The 21,285-nt window shown below is 63.7% G+C and carries 23 protein-coding genes and 1 pseudogene; 8 read left to right on the forward strand and 16 right to left on the reverse strand.

The window, feature by feature from the left end:
* Positions 1-3 precede the first annotated feature (3 nt).
* The 5 genes from TSH58p_RS22855 to TSH58p_RS22875 all read right to left on the reverse strand — a co-directional run bounded on the left by TSH58p_RS22855 (position 4) and on the right by TSH58p_RS22875 (position 4,610).
* Positions 4-1,563, reverse strand: coding sequence for a phage portal protein (locus TSH58p_RS22855; RefSeq protein WP_199230028.1), 1,560 nt, complete (start codon positions 1,561-1,563; stop codon positions 4-6).
* Positions 1,563-1,778, reverse strand: coding sequence for a gpW family head-tail joining protein (gene gpW / locus TSH58p_RS22860; RefSeq protein ID WP_109068369.1), 216 nt, complete (start codon positions 1,776-1,778; stop codon positions 1,563-1,565). The genes TSH58p_RS22855 and gpW overlap by 1 nt, the downstream gene beginning before the upstream one ends.
* A gap of 7 nt (positions 1,779-1,785) precedes the next feature.
* The gene (locus TSH58p_RS22865; RefSeq protein WP_158282559.1) at positions 1,786-3,729 is read right to left on the reverse strand and encodes a phage terminase large subunit family protein; all 1,944 of its coding nucleotides are present in this window, start codon (positions 3,727-3,729) and stop codon (positions 1,786-1,788) included.
* Positions 3,716-4,213 (reverse strand): hypothetical protein, encoded by a 498-nt coding sequence (locus TSH58p_RS22870; protein ID WP_109068367.1) that lies wholly within the window; start codon positions 4,211-4,213, stop codon positions 3,716-3,718. Before TSH58p_RS22870 ends, TSH58p_RS22865 begins: the two co-directional genes overlap by 14 nt.
* A gap of 202 nt (positions 4,214-4,415) precedes the next feature.
* Positions 4,416-4,610 carry a hypothetical protein gene (locus tag TSH58p_RS22875; RefSeq protein WP_109068366.1) on the reverse strand — a complete coding sequence of 65 codons (195 nt, stop codon included), beginning with the start codon at positions 4,608-4,610 and terminating at the stop codon, positions 4,416-4,418.
* A 349-nt stretch (positions 4,611-4,959) separates the two neighbouring features.
* On the opposite strand from TSH58p_RS22875, the gene TSH58p_RS22880 reads away from it, so the two are divergent.
* Positions 4,960-5,163, forward strand: a complete 204-nt coding sequence (locus TSH58p_RS22880) for a helix-turn-helix transcriptional regulator (RefSeq protein WP_109068365.1) — start codon at positions 4,960-4,962, stop codon at positions 5,161-5,163.
* A gap of 86 nt (positions 5,164-5,249) precedes the next feature.
* Here TSH58p_RS22880 and TSH58p_RS22885 read toward each other — a convergent pair whose 3' ends face one another.
* The 7 genes from TSH58p_RS22885 to TSH58p_RS33345 form a co-directional block, all read right to left on the reverse strand.
* Positions 5,250-5,909, reverse strand: coding sequence for a hypothetical protein (locus TSH58p_RS22885; RefSeq protein WP_109068364.1), 660 nt, complete (start codon positions 5,907-5,909; stop codon positions 5,250-5,252).
* Positions 5,910-6,224: 315 nt separating this feature from the next.
* Complete coding sequence (locus tag TSH58p_RS33340; protein WP_146205823.1) at positions 6,225-9,035, reverse strand: hypothetical protein; 2,811 nt, start codon at positions 9,033-9,035, stop codon at positions 6,225-6,227.
* A gap of 3 nt (positions 9,036-9,038) precedes the next feature.
* A complete protein-coding gene (locus tag TSH58p_RS22900; protein ID WP_109068361.1) occupies positions 9,039-10,331 on the reverse strand; it encodes a hypothetical protein in 1,293 nt (430 codons plus the stop codon).
* Positions 10,328-10,708, reverse strand: coding sequence for a hypothetical protein (locus tag TSH58p_RS22905; protein WP_109068360.1), 381 nt, complete (start codon positions 10,706-10,708; stop codon positions 10,328-10,330). Before TSH58p_RS22905 ends, TSH58p_RS22900 begins: the two co-directional genes overlap by 4 nt.
* A gap of 2 nt (positions 10,709-10,710) precedes the next feature.
* A complete protein-coding gene (locus TSH58p_RS34230) occupies positions 10,711-11,004 on the reverse strand; it encodes a helix-turn-helix domain-containing protein (protein ID WP_199230027.1) in 294 nt (97 codons plus the stop codon).
* A gap of 74 nt (positions 11,005-11,078) precedes the next feature.
* Positions 11,079-11,477, reverse strand: coding sequence for a helix-turn-helix domain-containing protein (locus TSH58p_RS34235; protein ID WP_199230026.1), 399 nt, complete (start codon positions 11,475-11,477; stop codon positions 11,079-11,081).
* A gap of 7 nt (positions 11,478-11,484) precedes the next feature.
* Positions 11,485-12,009: a hypothetical protein gene (locus TSH58p_RS33345; RefSeq protein ID WP_146205822.1), complete on the reverse strand. Its 525-nt coding sequence runs from the start codon at positions 12,007-12,009 to the stop codon at positions 11,485-11,487.
* A gap of 182 nt (positions 12,010-12,191) precedes the next feature.
* On the opposite strand from TSH58p_RS33345, the pseudogene TSH58p_RS22920 reads away from it, so the two are divergent.
* From TSH58p_RS22920 to TSH58p_RS22940, 6 genes and pseudogenes are all read left to right on the forward strand, one after another.
* Positions 12,192-13,000, forward strand: a pseudogene (locus tag TSH58p_RS22920) (IS5 family transposase).
* 96 nt (positions 13,001-13,096) lie between these two features.
* On the forward strand, positions 13,097-13,474 hold the full coding sequence (locus tag TSH58p_RS33350) for a hypothetical protein (protein WP_146205985.1): 378 nt from the start codon (positions 13,097-13,099) through the stop codon (positions 13,472-13,474).
* Between the two features lie 82 nt (positions 13,475-13,556).
* Complete coding sequence (locus tag TSH58p_RS22925; protein WP_109469442.1) at positions 13,557-14,132, forward strand: hypothetical protein; 576 nt, start codon at positions 13,557-13,559, stop codon at positions 14,130-14,132.
* Complete coding sequence (locus TSH58p_RS22930) at positions 14,125-14,589, forward strand: hypothetical protein (RefSeq protein ID WP_109469443.1); 465 nt, start codon at positions 14,125-14,127, stop codon at positions 14,587-14,589. Before TSH58p_RS22925 ends, TSH58p_RS22930 begins: the two co-directional genes overlap by 8 nt.
* A 144-nt stretch (positions 14,590-14,733) precedes the next feature.
* A complete protein-coding gene (locus TSH58p_RS22935; RefSeq protein WP_109469444.1) occupies positions 14,734-14,970 on the forward strand; it encodes a hypothetical protein in 237 nt (78 codons plus the stop codon).
* Between the two features lie 89 nt (positions 14,971-15,059).
* Entirely contained in the window at positions 15,060-15,413 is a 354-nt protein-coding gene (locus TSH58p_RS22940; RefSeq protein ID WP_109469445.1) for a hypothetical protein, read from the forward strand.
* 112 nt (positions 15,414-15,525) lie between these two features.
* On the opposite strand, the gene TSH58p_RS22945 is transcribed toward TSH58p_RS22940, so the two are convergent.
* Positions 15,526-16,608, reverse strand: a complete 1,083-nt coding sequence (locus tag TSH58p_RS22945) for a site-specific integrase (RefSeq protein ID WP_158282672.1) — start codon at positions 16,606-16,608, stop codon at positions 15,526-15,528.
* Between the two features lie 130 nt (positions 16,609-16,738).
* Here TSH58p_RS22945 and TSH58p_RS22950 point away from each other — a divergent pair.
* A protein-coding gene (locus TSH58p_RS22950) for an IS5-like element ISAzba5 family transposase (RefSeq protein WP_109469197.1) occupies positions 16,739-17,496 on the forward strand; the annotation gives its coding sequence in 2 pieces (ribosomal slippage) (positions 16,739-17,072 and positions 17,072-17,496; 759 coding nt in all).
* A 65-nt stretch (positions 17,497-17,561) separates the two neighbouring features.
* On the opposite strand, the gene guaA is transcribed toward TSH58p_RS22950, so the two are convergent.
* The 3 genes from guaA to TSH58p_RS22965 form a co-directional block, all read right to left on the reverse strand.
* On the reverse strand, positions 17,562-19,112 hold the full coding sequence (guaA, locus tag TSH58p_RS22955; RefSeq protein ID WP_109070170.1) for a glutamine-hydrolyzing GMP synthase: 1,551 nt from the start codon (positions 19,110-19,112) through the stop codon (positions 17,562-17,564).
* Between the two features lie 35 nt (positions 19,113-19,147).
* Positions 19,148-19,705, reverse strand: a complete 558-nt coding sequence (locus tag TSH58p_RS22960; RefSeq protein WP_109070169.1) for a GNAT family N-acetyltransferase — start codon at positions 19,703-19,705, stop codon at positions 19,148-19,150.
* Between the two features lie 120 nt (positions 19,706-19,825).
* Positions 19,826-20,845, reverse strand: coding sequence for a purine nucleoside permease (locus TSH58p_RS22965; RefSeq protein ID WP_109070176.1), 1,020 nt, complete (start codon positions 20,843-20,845; stop codon positions 19,826-19,828).
* Between the last annotated feature and the right edge of the window lie 440 nt (positions 20,846-21,285).

Here is a 21,285-nt window from a genome sequence, read left to right on the forward strand (position 1 = left end):
GCATCATTCGTCTCCAGTCTGATCGTCGGGCGTCGCCTGATCGACTGTGGCGCCGTTCGGCTTGGGCGCCTGGGCCAACAGGGGCAGGCCAAGCCGGCGGCGCTCAGCCTGCTCGCTCGCCTGCTGCTCCATCACTTCGCGCCAATCCTTGCCCTGTTCGGCGCACTCATCCTCCAGGGTGGAGACGCCGATCTCCATCCGCAGCTTGGCGGCCTGCGCCTCCTTGACCGGATCGACCCAGCCCTTGCCGGCACCGATCCAGCGGCAGCGCGAATAGGCGTAGCGGTTCTGGTAGAAGTCGGGGGCCTCGACTTCGCCAAGGTTCACCGCCTCTTCCAGCCACAGCTCGAAGACCGGCGACGCCCAATAGGTGCCGAGCCACTGACGGCGGCCGTTGAAAAATCGCCATGCCTCCAGCAGGGCGGCGCGGGCGCTGGAGTAGTTGGTCTGGGTGAAATCCTTCATCAGGAGTTCGTAGGGGATGTTCAGGCCGGCGCTGATGTGGCGCAGCACCGACTTGGTGAAGGCGTCGAAGGCCGCGGCGGGCCGGGCCGGGGTAAAGGGCTGCACCTCGTCGCCGGGGAACAGCGGCAGCACCGCGCCCGCTTTCAGCCGGACCGCGTGTTCGGCTCGGGCCGCAAGGTATTCATCCGGTCCCCCGAACAACTCCTTCAGGTCATCGATCGATTCCGTGCTCTTGATGAACGCGGCGATCATCGCGTTCACCACAGCCGCCTGAAGTTCGGCTTTGCTGTAGTTGTCCAGCGTCTTGAACTGCGCCAGGACCGAACTCAGCAACGGCTTGCCGCGGCTCTGTCCGGTCCGCTCGCGGTCATGCACATGGATCGCCTGCCGCCGGCCCCAATGGGTGAAGGCCGGAACCTTCGTCCACTGATAGAGGCCGGGGTCCCAGGTCAGCAGGTCGCCGGGATGGCTGTTGCGGACCCAATAGGCCTGCGGGGCGCCATATCGGTCGATCTCGATGCCGCCGCGCAACGTGGCGCTATCCTGCTGGCCGAGCGGGTTGGACAGGCGGTCCGCCTCCACCAGTTGGATGCTGGTGGCGTATTTCCTGTCGCGGCTCGGCAGCCAGAGCGGCAACGCCAGTCCTTCGCCATTGAGCAGGCCGGCGCGGGCGACCTGCATTGTCAGACCGGCGAAGTTCAGGGTTCGGGCGGCGTCGCAATCCGTCGTCTCCGCCCAGGCCCGCCATTTCGCCTCCACGGCGGCGCTCCAGGCGTCGGCCCATGCCTTGTCCCTACCCAAAGCCCGGTAATCGGGAGTCGAATTCAGGCGAAGCCCAATGCCGACGACGTTGTCCAGGATGGCCTGGATGCCGCTGGCCGCGATGCCGTTGTTGCGCGACAGGTCGCGGGAACGGGCCACGAGTGTGGACAACTCGGGCAGCAATTCGGCGTCCGCCGATGTCGGCAGCACCTGCCAAGACGCCAGCTCGCGCGACGTCATCGACGCGCCGTCATACGACGTGTCGGACGCGGCGCGGCGGCGCGGCGCGGGCATCGGGTTGCCGTGCCGGTCGAGGATCTGGACAGCGTTGCGCATCAGAAGCTCATGTACAGCGGGCGGCGGGGCTTCCCGGACAGGCGGTCAATCCGCGCCCGGAGTTCGGCGATGTAGCGCTCCAGCTTCGGCGCGTCGGCATACTCGGTCGTCTTGCCGTCGTAGGTGATCCGGGTTTCCCGGTCACCGATGTTCAGGCGATGCAAGGCGTCCTCAGCCTCGGCGAGCCGGGCCTGAAGGGTGGCGAGATCGGCCATTGGGTCCTCACAGAGACGGATCGTCGGCGTAGGTTGCCTTGGGCATTGGGATGCGGCGGCGTTTGGCGGTTGGCCCCGGAATTGCGGCGGGCTGAACGGCCGGCGCCGACATCGGAACTACAGCCCCGCTCTCGATGGGCTTGACGATTGGCCGCGGGAACTCTTCGGCGAGCGCGGCCCACCGCGCCGCGGTCCAGCGCTCCATGCCCATGGCGATGGTGCAGGCGCGGGCGTATTTCCAGCCGTCCAGCGCCTCGGTGGCGTGGACCTGCTTCCACTCCCCCCGATCCTCCATCCACTGGTCGCCGACGAGCTGCTTACACACCTCCTCGGTGGCCAGCTTGGGCAGATGGATGAAGCCGGCCGGATGCCCGGCGCCGTCGGCCCGCTCCTCGTCGGTCGGGGGCTGGAGGCTCAGCTTGCCGTACAGCTCCAGCGTCAGGGCGTGACCGCCGATCATGCCGAGGCGGAGACCGCGTTTCCGGCGCTTGCCGTTGGGCGACGCCTCGCGGACGTTCGACCACGAGAAGGAGGGCGCCCCGAGGCTGGTGGCGCCCTTCACCGGAATGACCAAGCCGGGGTGCTTGCGGCTCCAGGCCTCCACCTGCGTGGTGGCGAACCCGGTATCGGCGCCGACCTTGGACAGCGCCAGTTCCACGCCGGAAGCGTGGCGCCAGCGGCCCAGGATGGCCTGCGAGACCTCGTCCCAGACCGTGGCCTCGTATGGATTGCCAGGGATCACGATGTGGTCGGCCAGCCAGCACTGCCAGTCGGCGCCCCAGGCCCAGACGAACAGCTCGACGCGGTTCTTCTGGACGTCGATGCCGCCGGTCAGGACCAGCCCGCCGGCGGGAACGCCCTGGTAGTCCTCGCGGCGGTCGTAGAGCTGGCGCCACGCCGGAGCCTCGCCGCGCACCTCGTAGGTCTCGGCGAGCACCTGATTGACGAAGACGCGCAGCTTGTTCGGGTCCTTGCGGACGGCGACGAACTCCCGCGCGATCTCCAGCCAGGACGCCCCGGCGAACTGGCTGTAGCCGGCCCAGACGTGGAAGGAGCGATGCGGCCAGTTCTGCGGGGCGTGCGCCCGCCACTCGCCGCGCTCGTCCATTCCGGCCTTGGCGTCCTCCTCGATGACGCAGCCGTTGACGCAGACGTACCAAGCCTTGGCCGGCACCTCCTTCGGCTCCCACCGGATGCCCGGCCCGGTGCCGTTGCCGAACACCAGGATCTGCATCTCGCCGCAGCAGGGGCAAGGCACGTAGCGGTGTTCCTGGGTGCCCTGAAGGAACAGCGACTCGATCTTGCTCGTCCCCTTCACGGTCGGGGTTGAGCCCGCCGCCTTCAGCGGCTCGTCCGAGGTCAGGCAGCGCTTGAAGGCCAGCCCGACCTGATCGCCCTCGATGCCGGCGGTCAGGGGGTAGCCGTCCACCTCCTCCAGGATCACCTTGTCGGCGGTGATGCGGCGGAACTCCTTCGGGCTGTTCGCCCCCTTGATCTTGATCCAGCCGCCGGGGAAGCGCTTGGAGCGGATCGTGTTGTTGCTGTCCCGCGTCTTGGTCGAGAACAGGCGGCGCACCGCCGGCCACGCGATCAACTTGGCGACGTCGTCCTTGGCGAAGTCCTCGGCGTCGTCGATGGTCGGCTGGTAGACCAGCACCCGGCTTGGTGCCTGATCGGCGCAGTAGGCGATGAAGTTTTTGACGATCTGGCTGTAACCGATGCGGCTGGCCTTGAGCACCGAGATCTGCCGCACCTCCGGGTCGGTGAAGGCGTCCTGGATGCCGACCTGGAAAGGGAACGGGCGGTAGCGGGTGCCGTCCTCCAGCCGGGCGCGGCTGTTCGCCCACTGCGACAAGGTCATCCGGCGGCGCGGCTTCAACGCGGCCAGCCATCGGGCGACTTGGGCGGCCAGCACCGGACCGCGGACATGGATCGCGTCATTCGTCGCCATCGTCATCCCCATCCTTGCCGGCCCCGCCCATTTCCTCTTCGATGCGGGCCATGCTCAGCTCGTCCAGCGCGTCTTCCAGGGCATCGGCGATGCGGTCCTTGAGGCGGCCATCGGACTTGGCGACCTTGGCCGGGACGCGCATCAGCTTGGCCTTGGCCATCTCGATCACCGAGACCATCGCTGCGGTGCAGTCGCCGGCCCGGACCAGCTCGCCGCGCGCCTCGGCGTTCTTCATCGCGTAGTGGTCCGCTTGCTCGCGGGCCAGCCGGGCGCGCTCCGCCGTCAGGTCGAGGCCTTCCGCTTCGGCGTCATCCGAAGCGCGGCCTGCAGCGCGCTCCCGGAGGTGCCGGATGTAGGCGATCCGGCAGGCGTCGAGATCCATCTGCCCGCGCCCGTTGGCGCTGAAAACACCCCGGTTTTTCAGCTCGCGGACGCTGCGGTCGGACAGGTCGAGGTGCGCCGCGATCTCGGCTTGGGTTGCCATCTTCACACCTCACCGGAAGGCCGAACCGGAAGCGGAACCCCCCTATGGGATTTTCATACCTGGACGACGACCGCGCCTTTGCCACCCGTATTCCCCAGCCGCCGGGAAGGACCCGCGGCCCTGTTCGGTCGGGTCGGGGCAACATCGGTCTGTCAACTATGAAAAAGGTCATAGATGGCCGATTTTTCGGGGCGACGCGCCCTCAGAGCGGCAGGCGGCGCCCCGTCAGCCCGGCCCCGTGCTCGAACTCCGCCCGCCGGGCCTCCATCCGCTCCGAGATGCGGGCGATGGACCGGGAGACGCCGCGCCACGTCAGCACGGCCAGGACACCGATGCCGATCAGCACCGACACGAAGACGGCCAGGGCGATGTAGGCGACGGTCAGGGGATCGGTCATGGTGCCCTCCGGAACCCAGAGACGACGAAACCCGCCGCGGCGGACCGGGCGGGCCAAAAAGGCGAAATTGTTTCGCTTTTCTGATTGACTGGCGAAATGATTTCGCCTATTCTTCTCTTGTCGGACGGGGATGGTCCCGGACGACAAACCGAAGGGAGGTGACGCGCAGTGGACTTTCTGAGGTGGCTCAAGAGCCTCTTCCCGAAATTCCGGTTCAAGATCAGGTTGACCGCCGAGATTGAACTGGACACCAGGGACAGAAGCTAGGGGGCCTAAGGGTGGGGCCGGAAAACCGGCTCCACCTCCCAGAAGGACGGAAGCGCGTCACCTCCTTGCCGAAGAGGTTATCATGACCGCTGACGAGTTCAAGACTTGGCGCAAGGGCCTGGACCTGACGCAACAGGAAGCCGCCGACGCCATCGGCATCACCAAGCGGAGCGTCCAGCTCTATGAGGCTGGAACCCAGCCGGTAAGCCGGACCATTGCGCTGGCCTGCGCCGCGATCGCTGCCGGATTGTCGCCTGTCGGTTCGTCCATCGGTGCCCCGGAATGAGAAAACCCGCCTCAGCGGCGGCTGGGCGGGTTTCAGCGCTGCGTATTGCAACGTACCTCTAACGATAGGTTAGTGTTCCCCGTCGGTCAAGCCCTTTTGCGAGAGCGGCGGACATCAAGGTACAGGTCCAGTGCATCTCTCAAGGCCGCGGCGGCCGATCCGTTGCGCATGCAGCGGGCTCCCTCAACCTCGTTGCACGTCATGCCGTCGACCACGATGTCCATCACCGGGCCGGTCTGCCATGCCCGGCTGTCTCGGCGCGCCCGTTTGGCCGCTACCGCCCGCTCCGCCATGGCATCGACCCAGGCGTTGTAGTCCTCCTGGACGCGGATCGCCCATTGCGTCTCGGTCTCGCCGTCGCTGCGGCCACCGCCTCCCATGCGCTCCATCGAGCAGGCCTTCAGGCCCATGCCGCCGACGATGATCCGCACCGCGGTGCGGATCAGGTGGGCGGCGTCGTACTGTTCCTGCGACAAGCCGCGCTCCGGGCCACGGTTCAGCAGCAGGACCAGCGTGTCAGGCCGCAGCTTGGTCCTGGTCTGGGCGGTGCCGCGATCCCGGCCATGGACATCGACCACGACGCCGTTGGCATTTCGGCGGCGCCCGAAGGCGTCCAGGAAGTCGGCTCGGGCCTCCTTGCGGGCGGTCGCCCTCTTGGCCTCGTCGGAGGCGATTGCCCGCTCCAGCGCGTCATAGGTCCGCTCGATGCGGTCCGCGACTTCGTCGGTCAGGGGTTGGTTCGTCATCGGAATTCCTCGACGGGCGGGATGGGGTCTGGGCGGGATGGGGTCTGGGCGGGATGGGTTCGTAAGGCGCAGTGACCAGCTGCGGATGCGGTCGCGCCAAGAATGAGCAATTTTCTTGCGCTCATTCCAAATTCAGGCTCAATTCATGGTCTAAGTTATTGATATATATAATAATATGAATTTATGAGTGTGAGTGTGTGTATGTGTGTATATGCGCCTGTGTGTATAGCTCTTTGTGGATTTCGCATTCTCTCTCATTTTCTCGTTCTCTCTTCTGCATCAATGGCTTATCGGATGAGTCTGAATTCCGAATTCTCAGTCATTCATGGCAACCGAGGCTGTTCCGGGGGCGTCTGATGACAAGGCGGTGAATGGCACCCACACTGCGGGGGTCGAGACACCACCGAAGCTGATGTTGCCGTTGGGGCGGCGGTGCCCGTCGATCGTGGTCAAAGCCCTTCTCCAGCCCGCTCCCCATGGGGTGTCGCGGAGGAGGGCTTTGAGCTGCTTGTGGCTCGTGCTGACGTAGAAGCCCCACCCGCCGGGCCGGTGGGCTTCATCCGCCGCCTTTGGGTTAGGGGGCCAGTAATGGACGCGGATGCCCAGCCTGCCCAGAGCTGCCGCTTCATCGGAAGCGATGTCACGATCCACGGCGTCTCGGGCCGCGTTGAGCAGTTCACCGATCGTCCTGGATGCGTTCGGATTGCTGCCGATCTGGACCCGAACGACCTCTTGGGTGATCGTGGCCAGAAGGCGGCTTTCGTCCTTCTCGGCATCGGCCGCCGTCAGTTCGCCCCAGTCATGCTGAACCAGCCACTCCCTGGCCTGATCGACGGTAAGGCGCCCGCCGCCGTGCAGGCTATAGGCGCCGGCCAGCATGGCGCCGATCTGGTCACCGATGCGGCGGCTGCCCAGAACCTGCGCGGCGGCTTCGGCGAAGGTGTCGGCGTTGGCTCGGATTGTCGGCAGCAGCGACAGCGTCCGCGCCAGCATGCCGGCAACATAGTCCGGCTTCACCGTGGCCACGATCATGGCCTTGAGCGAACGCCAATGTTCGGTGTTTTGGCTGCGCCGCTCCGGCGTGGACCCATCAATCTTTTCCAACCCAAGCACCGTGATGCGGGTCTCGTCGGCGTAGTGCTCGATCCCGACATTGATGGAGCTGAAGGCGAAGCAGGAGCGCGTCCGATAGGCCTTGGCGCCGGATTGCGACTGCGTCCCCTTGATGATTTCCGCACCGACCTCCGCGGAGGCGGCGCGTGCTAGATAGAGGACGCCCTTCATCCGGTTCTTGCTGGCGAGATCCTCCTGTTCGGCCTCATCGAACACCACGGGCCGGGCATCGCTCTGGAGGCGCTGGCGGACACCGGCCTCGGAGGTCACCGACATGACGGTCAGGGCCATGCCGCCCAACATGGGTTTCACGACCTCGTCGATCAGGGTCGATTTCCCTGATCCCGCTGGGCTGGTCACCCAGATATGCGGGCGCCAGCGCAGGGCACCGCAGACCGGCGCGATGACGCACCAGCCAGCCAGCAGGTAGGCTGACATAGGCCGCTCCCACCGGAACATTTGCACCAGATCGAGGAGCCGGTGCGCCTCGGCAGCGCTCAGCGGGGCGGCGGCGGGCGCGGCGGCCAGGGATGGCGCCATCTCGTAGACGTGGCGGGTCGCGAAATCCTTGATATCGACGCGCCGCCCATCGACCATCAGATAATCGCCCAGGTGCAGGACGGCACGATCCTCGTCCAGCCACGCGCCGCGACCACGCAGCGCGGTTTCCGGATCGAAGACCCCCATGGCGTGGCAGGTCTGGAAAAGCGAATTGATCGCCATGTCCCAGTTGCACCCCCTGGAGCCCGCGTAATGCGATTCCCAGTGGTACAGAGGCGCCAGTGTCAGCAGCGTGTTCTTGGAATGGCCGGATGCCGGCAGCGCGACCACTTGCCCGTGACCGAATGACAGGTAGTAGTACACGCCCTTGTTGTACCCAAGGCACCGAAAGGGCGCGTCTGCGTTCCCTTCAACGCCGTCCTGGTCTCGGTCGCGCGGATCATGGGCCGGCGGGCGTGGATCGGATGGTGTAGCAGTGCGTGCGGCTGGAGCCTGAGCCGGCTGTGGTGCCGCGGTCTCGGCTGGGGTGGTCGGCGCGACCGTGGATTCCGCCGCTGCAGGAGCCTCATCCCGCATCCGCTCCCGCAACCACACAGCAGGGTCCGGCACCTCCAGATCGGCGGCATCGAAGCCATCGGCGAGGCCGGTGGTGTCCACGAAGAGGATTTTCTTCGCGACGCCGCGCAAGACGTCGGCGATCTCGGCCGCGGCCTTCAGTCCGGGGGCATCGGCGTCCGGCCAGATCACCACAACACGCCCGGCCGTGGGCGACCAGTCCGTCAGGCGCACCGCATTGGAACCGGCGCTCCAGGTCAGGCACGGATTGTCGGGCAGCATGCGGTGCGCCGCATCAGCGGCTTTTTCGCCTTCGCAGACGATGACCGCCTTGGGGCGGGACAGCCGGTCCAGCCCGTAGAGGTGACGGGGGGCGGATGCGTGCTTGTGGTGCCAGCCCAGCTTGCCGTTCAGGACGCCGTAGGTCAGCGGAAGGATCTGCTTCCGTTTCCCGGCACCGGTGGCGCCGGCGCGGGCGTCACGGCGGACGACGTAGCGGAGAACGGCCCCGTCGGCGTCGCGATAGGCGTAGACGTGGTCCCAGCTTTTGAGCGGCGCCTCAGGGGCGCCCGGGGGCGGTGGTACCTGGGGCGTCCAGTCCTCGCCAGCGGGTGCCGCCGGCGGGGGTGCTGCCGGGCGCGGGGCCGGTGCACCCATGACACCGAACCTTTGCCCCAGCTCACGGGCGGCTTGGACGCGGTCGCCAGCATGGAACGCTGCCGCGAACAGGCTGATGGGATCGCCGCCCTTGGCATCGGATGCGAAGTCGGCCCACTTTCCGGTGCTGACGTTGATGGACAACGATTCGCCCGGCTTCCCGGAGAGGTCGCCGAGTTGGAATTCGTGACCGGCCAGCCGTCCGGCCGGGAACCACTCCGCCAGCAGGCCGGGATAGGCGGCCAGGGCGGCGGCGTTGATGTCCTCGAAGGGGATGGTGGCGTGGCGGGCGTCATGCATAAATCAGAACCCCCGCGCCGCGTGCTCCGACAGGCTGATTCGGGCATCGATTGTTCCGCCGATCCGCTCAACCACAAACCCCAGCGCCAGCGCGGCGGCGATCAGCATTCCATCAGAGACGTAGACATCGTCCATCACGCGATTGGCCGGAACGCCGGTGCGGGCTGCGATCTGGTGCCGGTGCCAACGTTCAGCGGCGTGCTTCCAGCCGTATGACGTACGTCCGGGATGGACAGATTTCCTGCGGGGTGCCTGGTCTAGGAACTGCGCGGCCCGGACGAACTGGCCGACCTGCCACGGTGCTGTCATGTCGGCGCGGGCCTTATTGAACACGATCTCCGCATTGCCCTCTCGCTTCACCGCGTGCGGATCTGGACCGAAGCCGGTCCAGCACAGATCGGGGTGCGCAACGGCGACGGACTTGATGACGCCGACGGCATCTGCCTCGATATCGGCTAGACTGAACCGTCCATTCAAAGCGGCGGGCGCAGGGATGTTCGGCACAAGTCGCTTGAAGGCCTCAAGGATGCTTGGCGCGGCGTCTTCGGCGAATCCGTCCAACTCGACGGCCATCTCGATCCGCACCAGCAGGTCGTCCAGCGTGGCGATGGGACCCTTGCGCAGCATGTCGTTGATGATCTGCTCGCGGGCGAGAGCCGGAAGGTCCAGGTAGGTGTCGCCACCCACCTCCCCGGGCGCACACCACACCCGCTCCAGTTCACGGTCGCGCTCCCGCCAGAATCTGTATTCATCCTGCGCCTCCCGAAGGGTGACCGGCATCAGGTAGGCCGTCTCGACAGCGGCGCGCACCGTGTCCGGCATTTTGTCGCCGTAGCTGCCCGTCCATCCGTCCAGGCTGTCCACGCTGAACGTGCCGTTGGCGTAGTCCTTGCCGATCTTCCGCCACAGGTGGCTGACGGCCTTGTTCAGCAGCCGTTCCCGCTCGTTCGGCAGCTTGGCCTTCTGCTCCGAACCGTACTTGGCGAGGACCGCCTCGCGCTCCGCGGCCTCCTTGCGAATCTGCTCGGCGCGCGCCGCCGCCTGCTTCGCCTTCCAGCCGGGTTCCCTGGCCTCCATGCGGTCTTCGAAGCCGGCGAAGGGGTTCGTGAAAACCGGACCTGTCGGCGCGACGGAACAGGGGGCGTCCACCCCTTTCACCGTCAGGTCGCCAAACGTCATCCCGGCGGCCTTCAGCATGTCTCGCGCCTTCCGCAGCGCGGCCAGCGCTTCGCCGTCCTGGTCGGAGCCGGCCAGCGCCAGCACCTTGCCCAGCTTGTTGTTGTCGAGCACGGTCATGCCGCACCCCCGGCGCCGATGTTGACGGCCTCCATCTCGCTGCCATTGTTCGTGCAGCCGCCCGCCCGCCGGCAACTCTCCATGGCAACGCCCAGGGTCTGAATCAGCCAATGCCCCGCCGAGATGTCGATCGGCTTGGCGACCAGATCCGGACCGGTCCCGGTGTCAAGTGTGATCCACCATCCGCGGGGGTCAGCGGGGAGGTCCAGGTTCGGGTCAAGGTCGGCGAGGTGTTCCTGCGAAACCTCGCCGACATAAAGGTGCCGCCCCTCGCCGAGGCTGACGGTCATTCCAACGACGCCGGGCGCCCGGGTGCCGTCACCCTCGGCGTAATGCCACGTCACATGGCCGGGGTTGGTGATGCTGGTGTCGGCCATGGTCAGGCCCTCCCCGCATCGGCAACCCGCGCCAAGAATTCAGCCGGGGAGTCGGTGATGATGCGGCGGCGCCCGATGGTGACGAACCGGATCGCCCCGGCGGTCATCAGTTCGTAGACCTTGCTGCGGCCGATTCCGACCCCATGACAGAACTCGGGAACGCTGAATCCCGCCTTGGTGATCTGGGCGGCGGGCTTCGGCGTGGCGCGGTCGGTATGGGCGCGGTCGATGGTGGTGCCATCACCGCATGAATTGTGGACGAGCGCACCCGTCGCCCGCATATTGCGGTCGCTCATTTTCGTGTCCTTTCCAATGCGATTGAGCCGACTGGAACGCCGTTGGCGCGGCGCCCGGTCAGGTGGTGGGACCGTCAGCTCATGCTGGCGGTCCCACCGCTGGCCCTGCTTTCCTGATCAGCGATCCAGCGTAGGATCGTCGACTTCCTGGCGCAGATCGTGTTGCCCATCCGGAAGACGGGAATTTTGCCGGTTTGCGCGAGGTGGTAAACGGTCCGCCTATCCATCCCAAGAAATCCCGCAATCTTGTCCGCGCCGGGCATCAGATCGGCGGAAATGGTATCCGTTATCGCGGCCGGGATGACCTGAATCAACATAGCCATCAGCTCCTCGGCCAACCTGTCGGCAAGATGGTCGCCAACATGCATGGCGATGGACATACCCGATGATGTCGGCTTGCGAACCGTTGCCTTGGCGACCGCAAGGCAAAGCTCATGAGTGGCGGGGATTACCCGCTGTTCGGCATTCTGCATCGTCGTCCTACCTGTTGAGTATTTCTGCAATCTTGTTCAGGGTCTTTGAAGTGATCTTTCTTGATACTGTTAGGTCAGACTCGCTGTATTTATACGAGTAATCCGCAACCGCCCTTAGATCATCACCAATCAGAACACCAAAAATATCTTCCGCGTCGCCATGAAGAACGCCTTCATACTCAATACTATTTGAGTACTCTCCGAACAAAAATCGAACACTTACTGATCCTTTGGAATCATCGAATGCTATCGAAAGATACCCAATAGGAAGAGTGCTTGGGGTAACCTTCCTAGCTATTCTTGTAACCAACTCGCCAACCCTGGCGATCTCGATCATAGAGCTAACTAAATCAAAGAATGTATGGTTATTGGTAATACCTAGAAAATCTAAAAAAGCCTTATTCTCTGACATCCCATCATTTGTGAAACGCCTAAATCGAAGAGCTGAAATGTACCTTGCCCTCTCGACTGCTTTCGTCGTGCTGCCTCCCAGGAACGCCAGCAGAAGATGTGTTGCATCATTGACGGTCATGTCGGGCGCCCCAGGGCCGGTACGCCCTGACGACGAGATAAGGCCGGCTTTCCGCAGAGGCTTGGCGTATGCGTCCACCGATGTTCTCGGAAGCCCCCAAACCTCGGCCAAGCCATCCACCAACTCCCCTAGGTTCTGTTCTCAAAGGCTGTGAGGGTTTGGCTGTGCCCTGTTGAAGGGGGATGGCACGATCTGAACTGAGCGATGAGCAGCTTCAGCATTTGCTGGAGTTGCTTCCGCCGGAACGCCCGTGGACGGGCCGGCCGGCGCGGGACCTGGAGCGCACCGTGCGGGCGATCCTGTGGGTGAACCGCACCGGCTCGCCCTGGCGCGATCTTCCGGCCGAGTACGGTCCCTGGCAGACGGCGGCCAACCGCTTCTACCGCTGGCGCAAGGCCGGGGTATGGGAGCGCGTGTTGGAACTGGTTCAGGCCGAGGCGGATGAGGCCGGCAAGTTGGACTGGAGCCTGCACCAAGTCGACAGCACAATGGTCCGCGCCCACCAGCACGCCGCCGGCGCAAAAGGGGGCAGTTGAACCAAGCGCTTGGCCGCTCGCGCGGCGGCTTCTCAACCAAGATCCACCTGCGCGCCGACCGCCACGGCCAACCGCTCGCTTTCGTGCTGAGCCCCGGTCAAGCCGCCGACCAGAGCGCGTTGACGGTGCTGATGGAGGCGGTCGCAGTGCGCCGAGTGGCAGGTGGACGACCGCGGGAAAGACCCGAGCGCGTGGTCGCTGACCGCGCCTACTCCAGCCAAGCCATCCGCCGCTACCTGCGTCGGCGCGGGATCGGGGTGGTGATCCCACAGCCCTCCAGCCAGAAGCCCTGTGCTCTGGTGGATTGGGCCGCCTATCGCTCCCGCAACGCCATCGAGCGCCTGATCAACCGCCTCAAACAGTTCCGTCGCATCGCCACCCGATACGAGAAACTCGCCGCCAACTACCTCGCCATGGTCCACATCGGGGCTATCCGACTATGGCTCAGAGTTTGAGAACAGGACCTAGCGGAATCTACCCTACAAGGAGCCGAAGCATACGCACGGGTATCCCGCGAAATCGCTGTTGAAAAGCAACTCCGCGAACTCGGATTGGACAGCAAGGCCAAGGAGCTAGACGCACTCCGCGAAGAAATCCGCCTACGCCTTGAAGCCGGTGAAGCCGCCCGTGCCTATGCCGATTCCGCCGCTTACGCCCGCAACCTTGTGGACGAGACTGCTACGCCGCAGGAGAAGGCCATTTCGCGGCTCAAGGAAATCGAGCGGCATTACGCTGAACTGAAAAAGTCCGGCAAGGCCCTTACCCCTGAAATCGAAACGGCATTTGAACGCGCACGCAAAGACGCGACCGATACGGCCAGCGGCCTAAAAGCCGTCTTCGAAGAAATGTCCACTAGCGCCGAGGAATTTCCAGATACGCCAGAGGCGCGAAAGAAATTCAGGGCGAAACTTGAAAAGGCTCTAGCATAACATGAGCGTTGTAAACCTATTCTTCTACCCCAATCGCATTCTATGCACCTCTGATACTTTGCAGTATCGGAGGAATGCACCAGTGAGTTTGACCGACCGAAAGACTCACATCATCGGCGCGATGGCCGTTGCGCAGCGCGGTCAATGTCTGGTCAATGCCGCCATCCTGAATAACCTATACGAGTTCGAGGACATTGATAGCGCCGCGCCGCTGCTGAACCGTTGGTATGACTACCTCCCACGCCGCAAGGCGTCCGAGGCCCCCGACCTAACGTCCGAGACGGTCATTATGGGTTGGTCCACCCGGCAAGGGAGGCTCGCGGCCTACCGCTGGGAGATCACGGACGACTCATCAACCTTCACCGACCTACCGCACGGGATGCACCTACATCCCCACCTCAACGGTGAAACCCGCCCGCTCCCTCCAGAGATGCCAGACGAACGTCTGGTCAAGGTCGCGATGGTCCAACATGAGATGGTTACCGAGAATCGGTATCGTATGTGCATCGGTGGCGTAATCCACTGTACCACCGTCACGCCAGACGCGATTGAACAGCGAATCGTTGGCCTATACCCGGATTACGACAAGCACGCTGCGGAATTTGGTTGCCCCAACGCCGACGAAGTAGCGGAGTTCCGGAGGGTATCCCATGCTTAAGGGCCTTCCTGACTGGCAAATCTTGAAGATCGTGAAGAACGACGGATTGCGCGGACAGAACATCAGGCTCCGCGCATACCTCCACGAATTAAACATTCTCATGGAACAGTGCACTAGCAACCTCGAAGACCATGCGGAAGATATGTTGTGGGAACTAAAGTACGACCCAACACCCGAGCGCTTCGAAGAACTCAAAGAAGAACTAGCGCACATCCTCATCGAAACCACCCCTGACTTTAACGACCAAATCGAGGATTTAGCTGATTATTGGCTCAAGGGTACGCCATTCAGGCGGAAATTCACCGTGGATGGCGACATAATTCACAACGTTCTTGCCACTCTGTTGGGCACTCGCCTCATCGAATATATGAAGAAAAGAACGGATGAACTTGATGACGCCGCGCACAAATGTGGCGAAGCCTTCACTTCAAAGCTAGATGACGCTCTATTCGGCTAAATATTTGTGCCTGGTACTTCATTCATCCGGCCAATTTTGGTATAATATAGCCTCTAGCGGCAAGAAATGCCCTACCCAGTCCCGTCGTTTAGACGGGACTAATCCCCCCATGACTCATCATTAGACGAAACGAAAGCATATCAAATGACCACGCAATTTATTCAAACCGCATTCACGGACTATACGGCCTTTGTCAACGCCCTGTCCGCGCACGCTGCCAACGCCGTCAAGACCAAGGGGCGCCATCTGGAGCGCAACAACGCCGCCCGGTTCCCCGTCTTCGCCAAGGCGTACGCCCGCAAGATCATCACCCCCGACCTATGGGAAGGGCTGAACGGCAACGCCAAGCGCAAGAGTTCGCCGCGTCGGCGTACTTCCTAGATCACCAAGTGTTGATTGGTGAAATCCCCGCCCACCTACACGACGTAAAATTCGAATCACTTCTACAGCGTGCATGGTCGGAAATCTACATGGCGGAACACGGAATCGACAGCGAAGGCTATGACGAATTCCTAGGGCTAGCCGTGGAGTACGCCGAAAAGCGGCTTAACGATTTCATCCCACGCTTTGACGACGCAACGAAGGCCCTGGTAGAACAAGGGACCGCTGTAAAAGACTTCCTCGACAAGATCGCGGACCATGCCGCATGGTTCCTCCCTGTCGAGGCTTGGGAGGCTTGCAAAGACGACGCGGAGACGCTGGCAGAGTTCCACGAGATGCTATTTCTCCACGTCTATGCAGACATGTTTGAGGCTGTTGAGGACACTCCAGCCGAACCAACGCCCGCCCGCACAAAGGGCAAGAAATCGACTTCGCGGCGGTAATATCGGAGACGCCGCGCAACTCAAGGGGTATACCGGAGACGGTATACCCTCTTTTTTTGTGCCCATGTTCAGCGCTAGAGGCACTCATTAAAGTACTTTATTGCACCTCAACTCACATATTCGGCGTATCTGTGACACGATTGCACTCCAATGCCTCGATAGCTGCATCAAAAGCGTCTGGCGCAAGGTGTGCATATCGCATTGTCATTTGAATTGTGGCATGACCAAGTAATTTTGAAACAGTCAGCAACGGCACCCCCCGCATGACCAATCGAGACGCAAAGGTATGTCTTAGATCATGCAGGTTCAGGTCATCCAACCTTGCATCTGTTGTAGCCTTGTACCATGCACCATGCGGATTACGGAACGGTGTGACCTTCGTCCCGTTCTTCACCTCCCGTAGCCGATCATTCCCAAGGGGGCGGTATAAAAACACCCGCTCCACTCCGCTCGGCTTGTTGGCGCGAAGGCGCCGGAACATGTCATCAACGCGCTTGGTCAGAGGCACGGATCGGGGCTTTCCCGACTTGGTATCCATGAACTTGACCAACGGGCGGGGGTGACGCTCCATATCGACGTTTGCCCAGGTAAGCGTCGTAGCCTCCGACAACCGTGCACCGGTATCGATGAGAAAGGTGCACAGGTCGCGCAGATGGACCGGGGAGTGGATAAGGAGTCGATCCTCCTCCTCGTCGGTCAACCAGCGATACCGCTCATTGCTGAGCTTCAGGAGCTTGAAAGAGGGTTGAACCGCTAGAGCACCCCATTCCGTATGCGCTTTGCGCAGAATCGCTTTGATAGTCGCAAGGTACCGATTCGCCGTGGCTGGCGCTTTGCCAACGCCTAGGAGTCGGCCCCGGTACTCCACGATGGCAGGTGCGGTAAGAGTGCTGATAAGGGTAGCCGCGCCAAGTTCCGCCTTGAGGACGCTCAGAACGTACAAGTCACGCTTTGCCGCTCCTTCGTTCCTACGCGGCTCAATCACCGTCTTGAAGTAGCGGTCTATGGCGTCTCCCCACGCCAATTCGGGGATCTTACCCAAGAGGGCGTTGGCGCGAAGTTCCTCACGCCACTTGCGCTCCAATTCCTCGGCCTTGCGTTTCGAGGCGGACTCGCTGGAACGCCGGTAGCGCTCCCCCTTGTATTGGAACTCGATCCACCAGAACTCGGAACCATCCCGCTTGAAGACAGTCATACAGGCGCCTCCGCTGTGAGAGAGTCCCCACAGAACTCCCCACAGCGGGTTTGCCCTAGGGTCCGGACCCATAAAGAGCCTTTCCCGAAGGGAATCGTTGTGATTCAAAGCCCTGGAAAGGGGCTTTGTTATGAACGACGGTCAGTTCTGGTTGACGGTGGAGCAGTTCGGACGGCTTGAGCCACACCTTCCGCGCGATACCCGAGGCAAGCCGCGCGTGGATGACCGACGTGTGATCAGCGGGATCGTCCATGTGCTGAAGTCGGGTGGGCGCTGGGCGGACGCACCGCCGGTCTACGGTCCGCGCAAGACGCTCTACAACCGCTTCGTCCGCTGGGCGGCCAAAGGCGTGTGGGAGGACATCTTCCATGCGTTGGCAGCGGCAGGTGGCCCACCAGCCCAGGTGATGATCGACTCCACGGCGGTCCGCGCCCATCGTTCAGCGAGTGGCGGGAAAGGGGGGAGCGCGCCCAGGCCATTGGACGGTCCCGAGGTGGGAGAACCACCAAAATCCACGCCCTGAGCGATCCGCGCGGTCGGCCGCTCGCCTTCCTGTTGACCGGCGGTCAGGTGGCTGACTGCACCGCCGCCGACCGTCTGCTCGACCGGATGCCCGCCACCAATCTCCTGCACGGCGACAAGGGATACGACAGTGCCGCTGTTCGCCGGAAGATCGAAGAGGCGGGAGCCGCGCCCAACATCCCGCCACGCGCCAACAAGCGCTGGAAAAACTGCTTCTCTCCCTACCTTTATCGGAACCGTAACGTCATCGAGCGCATGTTCGGACGCCTCAAGGATTTCCGGCGCATCGCCACCCGATACGACCGCTCCGCCACCAACTTCATGGCCGCCGTCCACATCGTGGCAACCGTCGCCTACTGGTTATGAGTCCGGACCCTAGCCCAATCTAAGCAGCAACAGTACTGATTTACCGTAGACTTAAGTCCTTGATATCACTCCCACTCGATCGTGCCGGGCGGCTTCGAAGTGATGTCGTAGACCACCCGGTTGACCCCGCGCACCTCGTTGACGATGCGGTTGGACACGCGGGCCAGGAAATCGTGGGGGAACGGGTACCAGTCGGCGGTCATGCCGTCGGTGGAGGTCACCGCACGCAGGGCCAGCACATGGTCGTAGGTCCGCCCATCGCCCATCACGCCCACGGTGCGCACCGGCAGCAGCACCGCGAAGGCCTGCCAGATCGCGTCGTAGAGGCCGGCGTTGCGGATCTCCTCCAGATAGACCGTGTCGGCCTTGCGCAGGATGTCCAGCTTCTCCGGAGTGATCTCGCCGGGAACGCGGATGGCGAGGCCGGGGCCGGGGAACGGGTGGCGGCCGATGAAGGCGGCCGGCAGGCCGAGTTCGCGGCCGAGCGCCCGCACCTCGTCCTTGAACAGCTCGCGCAGCGGCTCCACCAGCTTCAGCTTCATGCGCTCCGGCAGGCCGCCGACGTTGTGGTGCGACTTGATGGTGACCGACGGGCCGCCGGTGAAGGACACGCTCTCGATCACGTCGGGGTACAGCGTGCCCTGGGCCAGGAACTGCGCGCCGCCGACCTTGGCGCTCTCCTCGTCGAACACCTCGATGAACAGGCCGCCGATGATCTTGCGCTTCTGCTCCGGGTCGGTGACGCCGGCCAGCTTGCCCAGGAACAGCTCGGACGCGTTCCGGTGGACCAGCGGGATGTTGTAGTGATCGCGGAACAGCGTCACCACCTCCTCCGCCTCGCCGGCGCGCATCAGGCCGGTGTCGACGAAGATGCAGGTGAGCTGGTCGCCGATGGCCTCATGGATCAGCACGGCGGCCACCGAGGAATCGACGCCGCCCGACAGGCCGCAGATCACCTTGCCGGTGCCGACCTGGGCGCGGATCTTCTCGATGGCCTGCTGCTTGAAGGCGGCCATCGTCCAGTCGCCCTTCAGGCCCGCGACGCGGTGCACGAAGTTCGACAGGAGCTGGGCGCCGTGCGGGGTGTGCACGACCTCCGGGTGGAACTGCACGCCGTAGAACTGGCGGGCGTCGTCGGCGATGGCGGCGAAGGGCGCGCCGTCGCTGACCGCCACGGCCTGGAAGCCGTCCGGCAGGGCGGTGACGCGGTCGCCGTGGCTCATCCACACCTGCTCGCGCGAACCGACCGCCCACAAGCCGTCGAACAGCGCGCAGGTCTGCTTCACCTCGATGAAGGCGCGGCCGAACTCGCGGTGGTCGGAGCCCGACACGGCACCGCCGAGCTGGTGGCACATCGTCTGCTGGCCGTAGCAGATGCCCAGGACCGGGACGCCCAGCGTGAAGACCACCTCCGGCGCGCGCGGGCCGTTCTCTTCGGTGACGGAGGCCGGGCTGCCCGACAGGATGATCGCCTTCGGCGCGTAGTCGCGAATCCGCTCCTCGCTCATGCTGAACGGATGGATTTCGCAATAGACGCCGGCTTCACGGACGCGGCGGGCGATGAGCTGGGTCACCTGCGACCCGAAATCGAGGATGAGAACGCGCTCGGCGGACATGGACGACAACCTGATGCGGGGGGACAAGCCCCTGACTACCGCATTTCAGGCCCCGCGGACAAGCGTGCAAGCGGGGCGAGGTCGCGCCAGCCATAGGCGATCTCCACCAGTTCCGCCCCGGCGAAGCGGATGGGCCGTTCCGCCACCCGCAAGCCGCCCAACCGTTCGTAGAACCAGCGCGCCGGATTCTCGCGCAGGCACCAGACCACGGCGGTGTGCTTGCCACCCTCCTGGAGCCGTTCGGCCATCGTCGCCATCAGGCGGCGGCCCAATCCCTGCCCCTGCGCCTCGTCCAGCAGGTACAGGGCGTAGAATTCCCCCTCAAAACCCTCGACGGGAATGCGGCGCCCGCCGTAGGTGGCGAATCCGACCACGGTGTCGGCGGCGTCCACCACAACCAGGGCGCCCTGCCCCGGCCCATGGGCCTGGACGGCGTTGTGCCAGCGCATCGCCGCGGCGGCTTCCGACAGGTTGACGAGATAGGCATCGGGAACGAGGCCCGGATAGGTGGATTGCCACGTGGCGACATGGACCTTGGCGATGCCCACCGCATCCGACGGGCGCGCGTCGCGAATCACCAGTCCTTCGTTCATGGGACACCTCCGGACCCGTTTCCCACCCCAATGGAAACTGGGAACCGGGCCGGAGCATGTCCAGTCAGCCAAAAGGGCCGGAGCGGCGGCGGGAGGTCCGCCGCACCGCCGGCCTTCGGGTCACTGGGCGGGAAGCGCCGGAACGCCGGCCTGCCACTGGTCCCAATGGGCGACGATGTGGTCGGTCATGCGCGCGCCGACCAGCGCCACGTTCTCCACCGTCTCGGCGAAGCCGCCGGCGGTCTCGCCCGGCTTCGGGTCGAGATGCTCCAGCGTGGTTTCCTTGGGGTTGCCCTGGTCGAAGTTCACGGCACCGCGCAGGCTCATCACCCGGTCGGAGCCGAGGGTGCGCTTGATGACCAGGGTGATCGCCGCGGCCTCCATCTCGGTGATGACGTAGTCGTCGGCGCCGTAGAGCTTGGCGATGTACTGCGCCTGTTCGGACATGCCCGGGCCGTGGAAGAAGGTGTCGCCGGTCATGTGCGTGCCGGTGCCGACGAAGGGCGCGCGCCGGGCGGCGTCCTGCGGGTAGCGCTGGCGGTAGGCGCGGGCGCTGTCGGAATCCTTCAACGGCGTGTCGCCGGTCAGCTTCATCGCCCAGGAGACCAGCGCCGGGTTCAGCTGGAACAGGCGGACGGACTCGTAGCCCTTGCGCGGCATGAAGGTCGGCTCGCCCGGCTTGCCCTCCTCCGGCGCCCAGCGGTGGCCCAGATCGTAATCCACCAGCCAGGTCGCCCAATTGACCTCGGCGATGGTGCCGCGCGACGGGGGCGTGCCGGCCACGCCGGAAATGATGAAATAGGCCTGCGACAGGTCGAGCTGCGAGTTCAGCAGGATCGCCTGCATCGACGCGGAGGAGCTGACCTTGCCCATGCCGAGAACCGCGCCGCAGACGCCGTCGGCGTTGCAGTAGACGGGGTTCAGCGCGCCCTTCACGGTGATCGGCTCGGCGGACTGCCAGTAGCGCTCGTACCAGTTCTGGAACTCGCCGGCGCGGTCGCCGGTGTTCTTGCCGATCTCGAACATGGCGCCGACGAACACCTTGACCTTGACCGGCTCAGCCGCTTCGGCGGAGGTGCCCAGCCCCAACAAGAAAAGGGCGGACAGGGCGGCGCTCCGCCAGCGGGACGTGTTCCACATCATTGCGCTCCAACATGCGGGGAAAGGTCGCACCCTAACCGCAAACCTCGCGATATGACCCGCACGAAATCAGCAGGTCCACCCGCGCGCCCCCGCATGAGGACGGCCCGCATTCCACATCCGTTCGGCCCACAACCCGTTTCCCTCGCAGACTTCTTCACGTCCGGTTCCAAACAAACAATCTCCATCGGGTCATTCCCACACGATGCAAACATCGGCCTGCGAGCAAAGATCAATCGATTCAAGGACACTCTCATTTTTTTATTCTGCATCATGAAACACATGATTGCCTTCGACAATGCATAAAGTCAAAATGCATACTCATGTACACTTAGGTCACTAATCATTATTAATAGATTATTCATTGATTTTGGCAAAATGGAGAAAGTAAAAAAAGCATTTCAAACGAAGATCGGGAGGCGAACCAATGGTCAGCGGCG

Source organism: Azospirillum sp. TSH58 (assembly GCF_003119115.1).
Lineage (GTDB): Bacteria > Pseudomonadota > Alphaproteobacteria > Azospirillales > Azospirillaceae > Azospirillum.

What these genes read in the sequence shown, in the direction of transcription:
- TSH58p_RS34235 (WP_199230026.1), bottom strand. Translation starts at nt 11,477, where the DNA reads ATGCAGAATGCCGAACAGCGGGTAATCCCCGCCACTCATGAGCTTTGC.
- TSH58p_RS33340 (WP_146205823.1), bottom strand. Translation starts at nt 9,035, where the DNA reads ATGCATGACGCCCGCCACGCCACCATCCCCTTCGAGGACATCAACGCC.
- gpW (WP_109068369.1), bottom strand. Translation starts at nt 1,778, where the DNA reads ATGGCCGATCTCGCCACCCTTCAGGCCCGGCTCGCCGAGGCTGAGGAC.
- TSH58p_RS22865 (WP_158282559.1), bottom strand. Translation starts at nt 3,729, where the DNA reads ATGGCGACGAATGACGCGATCCATGTCCGCGGTCCGGTGCTGGCCGCC.
- TSH58p_RS22940 (WP_109469445.1), top strand. Translation starts at nt 15,060, where the DNA reads ATGGCGGAACACGGAATCGACAGCGAAGGCTATGACGAATTCCTAGGG.
- TSH58p_RS22875 (WP_109068366.1), bottom strand. Translation starts at nt 4,610, where the DNA reads ATGACCGATCCCCTGACCGTCGCCTACATCGCCCTGGCCGTCTTCGTG.
- TSH58p_RS22960 (WP_109070169.1), bottom strand. Translation starts at nt 19,705, where the DNA reads ATGAACGAAGGACTGGTGATTCGCGACGCGCGCCCGTCGGATGCGGTG.
- TSH58p_RS22905 (WP_109068360.1), bottom strand. Translation starts at nt 10,708, where the DNA reads ATGGCCGACACCAGCATCACCAACCCCGGCCATGTGACGTGGCATTAC.
- TSH58p_RS22855 (WP_199230028.1), bottom strand. Translation starts at nt 1,563, where the DNA reads ATGCGCAACGCTGTCCAGATCCTCGACCGGCACGGCAACCCGATGCCC.
- TSH58p_RS22885 (WP_109068364.1), bottom strand. Translation starts at nt 5,909, where the DNA reads ATGACGAACCAACCCCTGACCGACGAAGTCGCGGACCGCATCGAGCGG.
- TSH58p_RS22870 (WP_109068367.1), bottom strand. Translation starts at nt 4,213, where the DNA reads ATGGCAACCCAAGCCGAGATCGCGGCGCACCTCGACCTGTCCGACCGC.
- TSH58p_RS22935 (WP_109469444.1), top strand. Translation starts at nt 14,734, where the DNA reads ATGACCACGCAATTTATTCAAACCGCATTCACGGACTATACGGCCTTT.
- TSH58p_RS33345 (WP_146205822.1), bottom strand. Translation starts at nt 12,009, where the DNA reads ATGACCGTCAATGATGCAACACATCTTCTGCTGGCGTTCCTGGGAGGC.
- TSH58p_RS22965 (WP_109070176.1), bottom strand. Translation starts at nt 20,845, where the DNA reads ATGTGGAACACGTCCCGCTGGCGGAGCGCCGCCCTGTCCGCCCTTTTC.
- TSH58p_RS34230 (WP_199230027.1), bottom strand. Translation starts at nt 11,004, where the DNA reads ATGAGCGACCGCAATATGCGGGCGACGGGTGCGCTCGTCCACAATTCA.
- TSH58p_RS22945 (WP_158282672.1), bottom strand. Translation starts at nt 16,608, where the DNA reads ATGACTGTCTTCAAGCGGGATGGTTCCGAGTTCTGGTGGATCGAGTTC.
- TSH58p_RS22900 (WP_109068361.1), bottom strand. Translation starts at nt 10,331, where the DNA reads ATGACCGTGCTCGACAACAACAAGCTGGGCAAGGTGCTGGCGCTGGCC.
- TSH58p_RS22880 (WP_109068365.1), top strand. Translation starts at nt 4,960, where the DNA reads ATGACCGCTGACGAGTTCAAGACTTGGCGCAAGGGCCTGGACCTGACG.
- guaA (WP_109070170.1), bottom strand. Translation starts at nt 19,112, where the DNA reads ATGTCCGCCGAGCGCGTTCTCATCCTCGATTTCGGGTCGCAGGTGACC.
- TSH58p_RS22930 (WP_109469443.1), top strand. Translation starts at nt 14,125, where the DNA reads ATGCTTAAGGGCCTTCCTGACTGGCAAATCTTGAAGATCGTGAAGAAC.